Annotated in this window: 6 protein-coding genes; 1 reads left to right on the top strand and 5 read right to left on the bottom strand. The window is 40.7% G+C overall.

Annotated features, from left to right (window positions below):
* Positions 1 to 194: 194 nt before the first annotated feature.
* Positions 195 to 839 carry a VTT domain-containing protein gene (locus tag A5875_RS02150; protein ID WP_088932088.1) on the bottom strand — a complete coding sequence of 215 codons (645 nt, stop codon included), beginning with the start codon at positions 837 to 839 and terminating at the stop codon, positions 195 to 197.
* 145 nt (positions 840 to 984) lie between these two features.
* Here A5875_RS02150 and A5875_RS02145 point away from each other — a divergent pair, with 145 nt between their 5' ends.
* Positions 985 to 1836: a MurR/RpiR family transcriptional regulator gene (locus A5875_RS02145; protein WP_088932087.1), complete on the top strand. Its 852-nt coding sequence runs from the start codon at positions 985 to 987 to the stop codon at positions 1834 to 1836.
* A gap of 44 nt (positions 1837 to 1880) precedes the next feature.
* Here the strand turns inward: A5875_RS02145 and A5875_RS02140 are convergent, their stop codons facing one another.
* From A5875_RS02140 to A5875_RS02125, 4 genes are all read right to left on the bottom strand, one after another.
* A complete protein-coding gene (locus A5875_RS02140) occupies positions 1881 to 2198 on the bottom strand; it encodes a DUF1905 domain-containing protein (RefSeq protein ID WP_206917952.1) in 318 nt (105 codons plus the stop codon).
* Positions 2199 to 2327: 129 nt separating this feature from the next.
* A complete protein-coding gene (locus tag A5875_RS02135) occupies positions 2328 to 4280 on the bottom strand; it encodes a glucose PTS transporter subunit IIA (RefSeq protein ID WP_088932086.1) in 1953 nt (650 codons plus the stop codon).
* 12 nt (positions 4281 to 4292) lie between these two features.
* Positions 4293 to 5183: an N-acetylmuramic acid 6-phosphate etherase gene (gene murQ, locus A5875_RS02130; RefSeq protein WP_088932085.1), complete on the bottom strand. Its 891-nt coding sequence runs from the start codon at positions 5181 to 5183 to the stop codon at positions 4293 to 4295.
* Entirely contained in the window at positions 5183 to 6235 is a 1053-nt protein-coding gene (locus A5875_RS02125; protein ID WP_088932084.1) for a DUF871 domain-containing protein, read from the bottom strand. The genes murQ and A5875_RS02125 overlap by 1 nt, the downstream gene beginning before the upstream one ends.
* Between the last annotated feature and the right edge of the window lie 189 nt (positions 6236 to 6424).

Genomic DNA, 6424 nt, shown 5'->3' with positions numbered 1-6424 from the left:
TAAACCAGCAACAATGTTTGCAATCCAGCCCATTGATCCACCTTTGTTAGTGATCGCACCTGCGATTACACCGATCAACGCCTGTCTCTTATACACATCTAGATGTGTTTGAACGTTCGCTTCTGAAGCAGAACGTTCAAACTCTTTTTATGCGTGAATCTTTTGCTTAATATATGGAACCATGATGCTGTCTCTTATACACATCTAGATGTGTATAAGAGACAGATATATGGAACCATGATGGGAACTAACGAAACAAAAACGATCAAAAGCATGATTAATGAAAAATGTTCACTGACGATCGGGATATTTCCCAAGAAATAACCAGCTGCACTGACAACTGTTCCCCAAACAATCGCTCCAAAAATATTAAAGCTTGAAAAAATCCCCCAATTCATTTTACTGGAGCCGGCAATGAACGGAATGAATGTTCGAACAAACGGCATAAAACGCCCTAAGAAAATCGTCCACTTCCCACGCTCATTAAAGAAATTCTCGGCTTCACGTACTTTATCCTCTTTAATAAAACGTGAAATTGGACTATGGTACAATGCTCGAACACCGATCGTATGACCAATCCAATAATTCATCATGTCACCTAAGATCGCCGCAATCACACAAACTCCAATTACATAAGGCAGGCGAAGAACATTCCCGCCTAAAGCCGTTAATGCCCCGGCTGCAAATAAAAATGAATCACCTGGCAGGAAGGGGAAAATGACTACTCCCGTTTCAATAAAAACAATTGCAAATAAAATCGGATAAATCCCCACGCCATATTGATGTACCAACGACACCATATGCGCATCAATATGTAAAATAAAATCAATCAAAGCCATCTACTCTAATACTCCTTCTGATAAGATTCCTTTCTTATCATACGACTTTTCGTAAAAAAAGAAAGAACGATCTGCCGTTCTATAGAAAAAATAAAATTTATTCGGAAAATGGTATAATAGAAAAAAAGATCAAAAGGAGTACTTTATGAGCGTACTTTCTCATATGAAAAGCATGCAGAAGGAAATGTCTGCAGCCGAAAAAAAAATTTACTGCTTCATTCGCGACAATAGTGAAAAAGCCGCCAGTATGACGGCTAATGAAATCGCAGAGGCCTCTGGAGCTAGTGCACCGACAGTCGTGCGATTCTCAAAAAAAATGGGTTTTAACAGTTTAACAGATTTCAAAATTGAACTATCTGCCGAAACAATGCAGCAGCGCAGTAATAATACCTACAGTGACGTTGATCACGACGAGTCATTCCACAGTTTAAAAAACAAATTAGCCGGCAATGCTCGTTATACAATTGATGAAACGACTGCCCTTTTCAATGAAGAAGAATTTCTCAAAGCCTGTAAACTGTTAGAAGAAAAAGAATTCTGCTATGTTTTAGGTATTGGCGCCTCTAGTCTAGCTGCCACAGATATTGTTCAAAAGTGGAGCCGCTTAGGAAAAAATGTCATTAGCGAACCAGATTATAATACCATCTTACCGCAGTTGGTTTTGCATCAAAAAGAATCCGTCATTTGGTTAGTTTCTAATTCTGGCTTAACTTCTGAATTGATCGCGCTGGCCGAAACGGCAAAAGATCTAGGAATTCCAGTCATTACCTTAACTCAATTCGGACAAAACCCATTGGCAAAACTATCAGATGTCAGCTTGCAAACCTCTCGTCCTACAGAAGCAACCTATCGCAGTGCTGCGACAGATTCGATCTTAGCCCAATTCATTACGATCGATTTATTATTTTATGTCTATATCAGTCGTAATAAGGATAATGCTGAAAAAATTTATACAACGCGAGCGATCGTTCAAGAATATCGAAAAAAATACTTTTAAAAAGAGGAACTGAAAGATTTTATTTCTTTCAGCTCCTCTTTTGATTACTCTGCTAACCAAATAGACATCGTTACATCCGATCCTGTTTCAATCTTTTCCTTCTTCCTGATTGCCGCCTTGAGCGGGAGCAAGTAGGTATCTTGCTTAGTGTCAAACCAAATAGCCGTCTGCCACTCACTTTTACCAATTTTAGCCGTAACTTTCATTCTGCCCCAGCCCTCCTCTAATGACTTAAAATTATTTCGAATGGCTGCTGAAAGTTCTTTAGGGAGTGAGACCATTGTCCAACCGACCATCTCGGGCGATGAAGAATAATGATAAACTTTGGCTGAAAATTTATACTCCACCTCTTTATTATCCAACTTTTCCCCTCCTCATCCATGAGCTTTTCATAAATTGTATCACAGATGAACCAATCAAAATCCCCTGTCTTTCATCATGCAGCAAGAAAAAATAAAGAGCGGGCCAAAACAGCTCGCTCTATTTCTTTATTATTTTGTTGTCGCTTTAAAAACTTCTTCAGAGGCGTTGACTGCTCCTGTTTTTTCAAGCACTTGTGTTTCCACATCATTCATATTGGTGATTAACACCACCATCGACGTATCTTTTCCAGCTTCTTTAATTGCCGCTAAATCAACGTTTGCCACCTGTGTTTCTGGTGTGACATGTTGTCCTTCTGATACAAGCACTTCGAAAGGCTTGCCATCTAACTCCACCGTATTAATTCCCATGTGAAGTAAAACTTCTAATCCACTGTCTGTTGTGATACCGATCGCGTGTTTTGTCGGAAAGATAGTTGAAACTTTGCCGGCTACAGGAGCGAAGATTGCACCGTCCGCGGGTTCAACAAAATAGCCTTCACCCATCATTTTTTCAGAGAAAACAGGATCTGCTGCTTCTTCTAATGGATGTACTGAACCTTTTGCTACAGCTGTAAAAATATTCGTTGCGTGTGAAGCTGCTGAAGTAGTCACTATTTCAGTCGGATCAGCAGCCGTTATTTCTGCTAATTCTTGCTCTGCTAATTTATCTTTTGGAATACCAAAGAAGTAAGTTGCGATAAATCCGCCGATATATGCTGCTAACAGTCCAAGGACATATCCCCACCAACGACCGTTAGCAATCAAAGGGATCAAGGCTGCACCTGAAGGGCCAATCGCAATCGCTCCGACTCCACCGATAGCACCAATCACAGCACCACCGATACCGCCGCCAACACAGGCAGTAATAAATGGACGCCCTAATGGCAACGTTACTCCATAAATTAAAGGTTCACCAATTCCTAAGATTCCGACTGGTAACGCGCCTTTAATCATTTCCGTCAATTCTTTGTCTTTGCGTAATTTGATCCAAAGGGCAAAAGCAGCACCAACTTGCCCCGCACCAGCCATCGCCAAAATTGGTAACAATAACGTTTTGCCGGTTTCACCAATCATTTGAATATGAATCGGTGTCAAGATTTGATGCAGACCAAACATAACCATTGGTAAGAATAACGCACCTAAGACAAAACCAGAGAACGCCCCGCCAACTGACAATACCCAGTTGATTCCGCCTACCATACCATTAGAAATAAAACCTGCCATTGGCATGATCAAAAAGATTTCCAGTAACCCGATCACTAATAAGGAGAGCATCGGCGTAATGATAATATCCACTGCATCTGGAATGATTTGATGTAATTTCTTTTCAACGATCGATAATAGCCACACGGCGAAGATAACGCCAATGATCCCGCCTTGTCCAGCGGCTAACGCATCCCCAGTAAACAAGTTTTTAATCGGCGCTTCTGGATTCATACCCGTTAATAGAACAACCGCTCCGATAACACCGCCAAGAGTTGGGTTAGCACCAAAAACTTGTGCAGCATTCACACCTGTAAAGATGACCAAGTAACTAAACATCCCATTTTTCAAGATGTTCAAAATATCGACAAACTGTTGCCAGGTAGCAGCATCAATCGTACCTGCCGTAATTAAGTTTGCCATGACTGCCGCAACACCTGCAATTAAGCCAGAACCTACAAAAGCCGGTATCATTGGTACGAAAATATTCGAAATATCCTTTAAGATTGCTTTGAATGGTGAACTTTTTTGTTTAGCTTTTTGAGCGGCTTTCATCTCAGCAGCTTTAGCATTGACTTTATCTTTACCAGAGCCATGAGGCAATTCTTCTCCTAAACCAACACCCGCAATGTCGACCATTTCTTTGGCCACTTTGTTTACTTTACCGGGTCCGATAATAACTTGCAATTGTTCGTCATCGACGACACCGAGTACACCCGGGATACTTTTTAATTTTGCCTGATCGACTTTACTATCATCACGAACACTCATCCGAACCCGCGTCATACAATGGACGACGCTTTGGACATTCTCCATTCCTCCAGCACCGTCATAAATCTCTTTAGCAATTTGATTTAAGGTTAATTCTTCTTTCGCCATTGTGCTTCCCTCCTAAATTGTCTTTTTAACAAATCCGTCGGCTTGGATTAATTTTTCATTAGCTTCTTCTTTGCTGCTGTTCGTCAAAATCATCACGATTGCCAATTTAACATTTTGCTCAGCAGCTTCAAAATAATGGGCCGCAGTTTCATAATCAGCATCTGTTGCTTGCATGATAATGCGTTTTGCCCGTTCAACAAGTTTCTCATTGGTAGGTTTAACATCTACCATTAAATTGTTGTAAACTTTCCCAATTCCGATCATGCTGATAGTAGAAATCATGTTCAAAATCAATTTTTGAGCTGTACCTGATTTCAAGCGGGTCGAGCCCGTTAAGAACTCCGGTCCGCAATCAACTTCGATTGGCAGTTCCGCATGCTTGCTGATTTCAGCCTCTTTGTTGCATGAGATCGTCCCTGTTGCGGCACCGATTGAACGAGCATAATCTAATCCGCCGATTACATAAGGCGTACGTCCGCTCGCTGCGATTCCGATGACCATATCATTTTCAGTTAATTTTAAATCTTTCAAATCCTGAGCACCTAGTTCTGCATCATCTTCCGCACCTTCTACTGCCACTGTCATTGCTTGTTCTCCGCCTGCGATCAAACCGACCACCATCTCCGGCTCCACACCAAAAGTTGGCACACATTCTGCTGCGTCCAAAACACCTAAGCGGCCACTTGTCCCAGCACCCATATAAATCAATCGACCGTCTTTTTTGAACGCGGCAATCGTAGCTTCAACGACTTTTTCAATTTGCGGTAATTGTTCTGCTACTGCATCCGGCACATTATGATCTTCCTGATTCATTAGTTTCACAGCTTCCGCTACACTCATTTCATCTAAACCAAAAGTTGTTTCATTCCGTCGTTCTGTTGTTAAATTTTCTAAATTGACCATTATTTTTCCACACTCTCTAAAATAAATTTCTGTCCTGCTCTAATATGCTGGATCAACGCTTGATCCTTTTCGATTACCTGTCCGACAACATTGACTTTTTCATCGGCTGGTAGATTTCGCTTAATTACTTGAATCTCACCCATATAACGCAAATAATTCATGTTGTCGATCGTTACAGCACCAACGTTCCGATCTTTTGCTGGTAAAGGCTCGACATTGGGGATTTTTTTGAAACGTGCTTCCGCACTGCGAATCACATCGCGCGCTTCATCTTGACGATTGATATGATCGCCTAAAACATACTTGATTTGCTTATCAAAAGCTTCTACCCTCAGTTTTAACGTTTCTTCTTTAATATAGAAAGAAAATTGCTCTAACACTTCTTTTGATAAGCCGCTATCACCGATATAAACTTTATCCGTATCAGCCAGTAAATCTAAGGCCGCTGCCAAAGGATGGGTGCCACGATGCTCCTCTAACGTAGGTAATCCCTTAAATAAAGGTCCGCGCAGTTTTTCATCTCCCGGAACAAATCCCTGGATCGTAAAACCATATGACTTCAGCCATAAATTTTTCTCGTGATACCACTTTTTATCTAAAGCGGTTTCAGGTCTTGGATAATAATTGTGCCAAGCTTCTAAATGCTTGAAGTTCGCATCTGCTTTCTGCAGTTCTTGAATATCCATTTCTGTAATCGTTGAAGCGTTCAAAGCAATCGGCATTTCTCGGGATAGTTTTGCAATCTGCTGATTACTAATGTGATAATCCATTCGTAACCCAGTCACTCCAACCTCGAGAAGCTCATCCACTCGATCAAAAGAAAAGCCGGCGCGTTCTAATGCTTCGCCTGAAATATCAACCATCAGCTCTAAATGACATTTTTTTGCAACAGAGCCAAGATCAGTCAAGCGCTTACGATACTGATCTACATCATCTTCTGGTATATGCAAGGAAGTAAAGATACCAGAAAAACCATGTTGCGACATTTCTTCTATATAACTTTTTCTTTCGTTAGTTAAACCTTCATTTAAAAAAATTGAAAATCCAAACATGCTCTTCCTCCTTCCACGAATTAAAAAATACTTTCATTCTTATTTGTGTACTGTTCCATTGTCTTTTTCTGGGGCAAGCAGTCCTAAATTACGAATCTGCAAAAAACAAGGAGTAAAGCTATCAATGAAAACCATTTCATCTTTACGAGATGATTATAAACGCTGAAGAACAAAATTGCAATATTATTT

The organism is Enterococcus sp. 3H8_DIV0648 (assembly GCF_002140655.1).
Lineage (GTDB): Bacteria > Bacillota > Bacilli > Lactobacillales > Enterococcaceae > Enterococcus_A > Enterococcus_A hulanensis.
This window is presented reverse-complemented; position numbering and strand designations above follow the sequence as displayed.

Excerpts from the sequence above, each read along its gene's own strand:
- A5875_RS02150 (WP_088932088.1), bottom strand. The coding sequence starts at position 839 with ATGGCTTTGATTGATTTTATTTTACATATTGATGCGCATATGGTGTCG.
- A5875_RS02145 (WP_088932087.1), top strand. The coding sequence starts at position 985 with ATGAGCGTACTTTCTCATATGAAAAGCATGCAGAAGGAAATGTCTGCA.
- A5875_RS02135 (WP_088932086.1), bottom strand. The coding sequence starts at position 4,280 with ATGGCGAAAGAAGAATTAACCTTAAATCAAATTGCTAAAGAGATTTAT.
- murQ (WP_088932085.1), bottom strand. The coding sequence starts at position 5,183 with ATGGTCAATTTAGAAAATTTAACAACAGAACGACGGAATGAAACAACT.
- A5875_RS02125 (WP_088932084.1), bottom strand. The coding sequence starts at position 6,235 with ATGTTTGGATTTTCAATTTTTTTAAATGAAGGTTTAACTAACGAAAGA.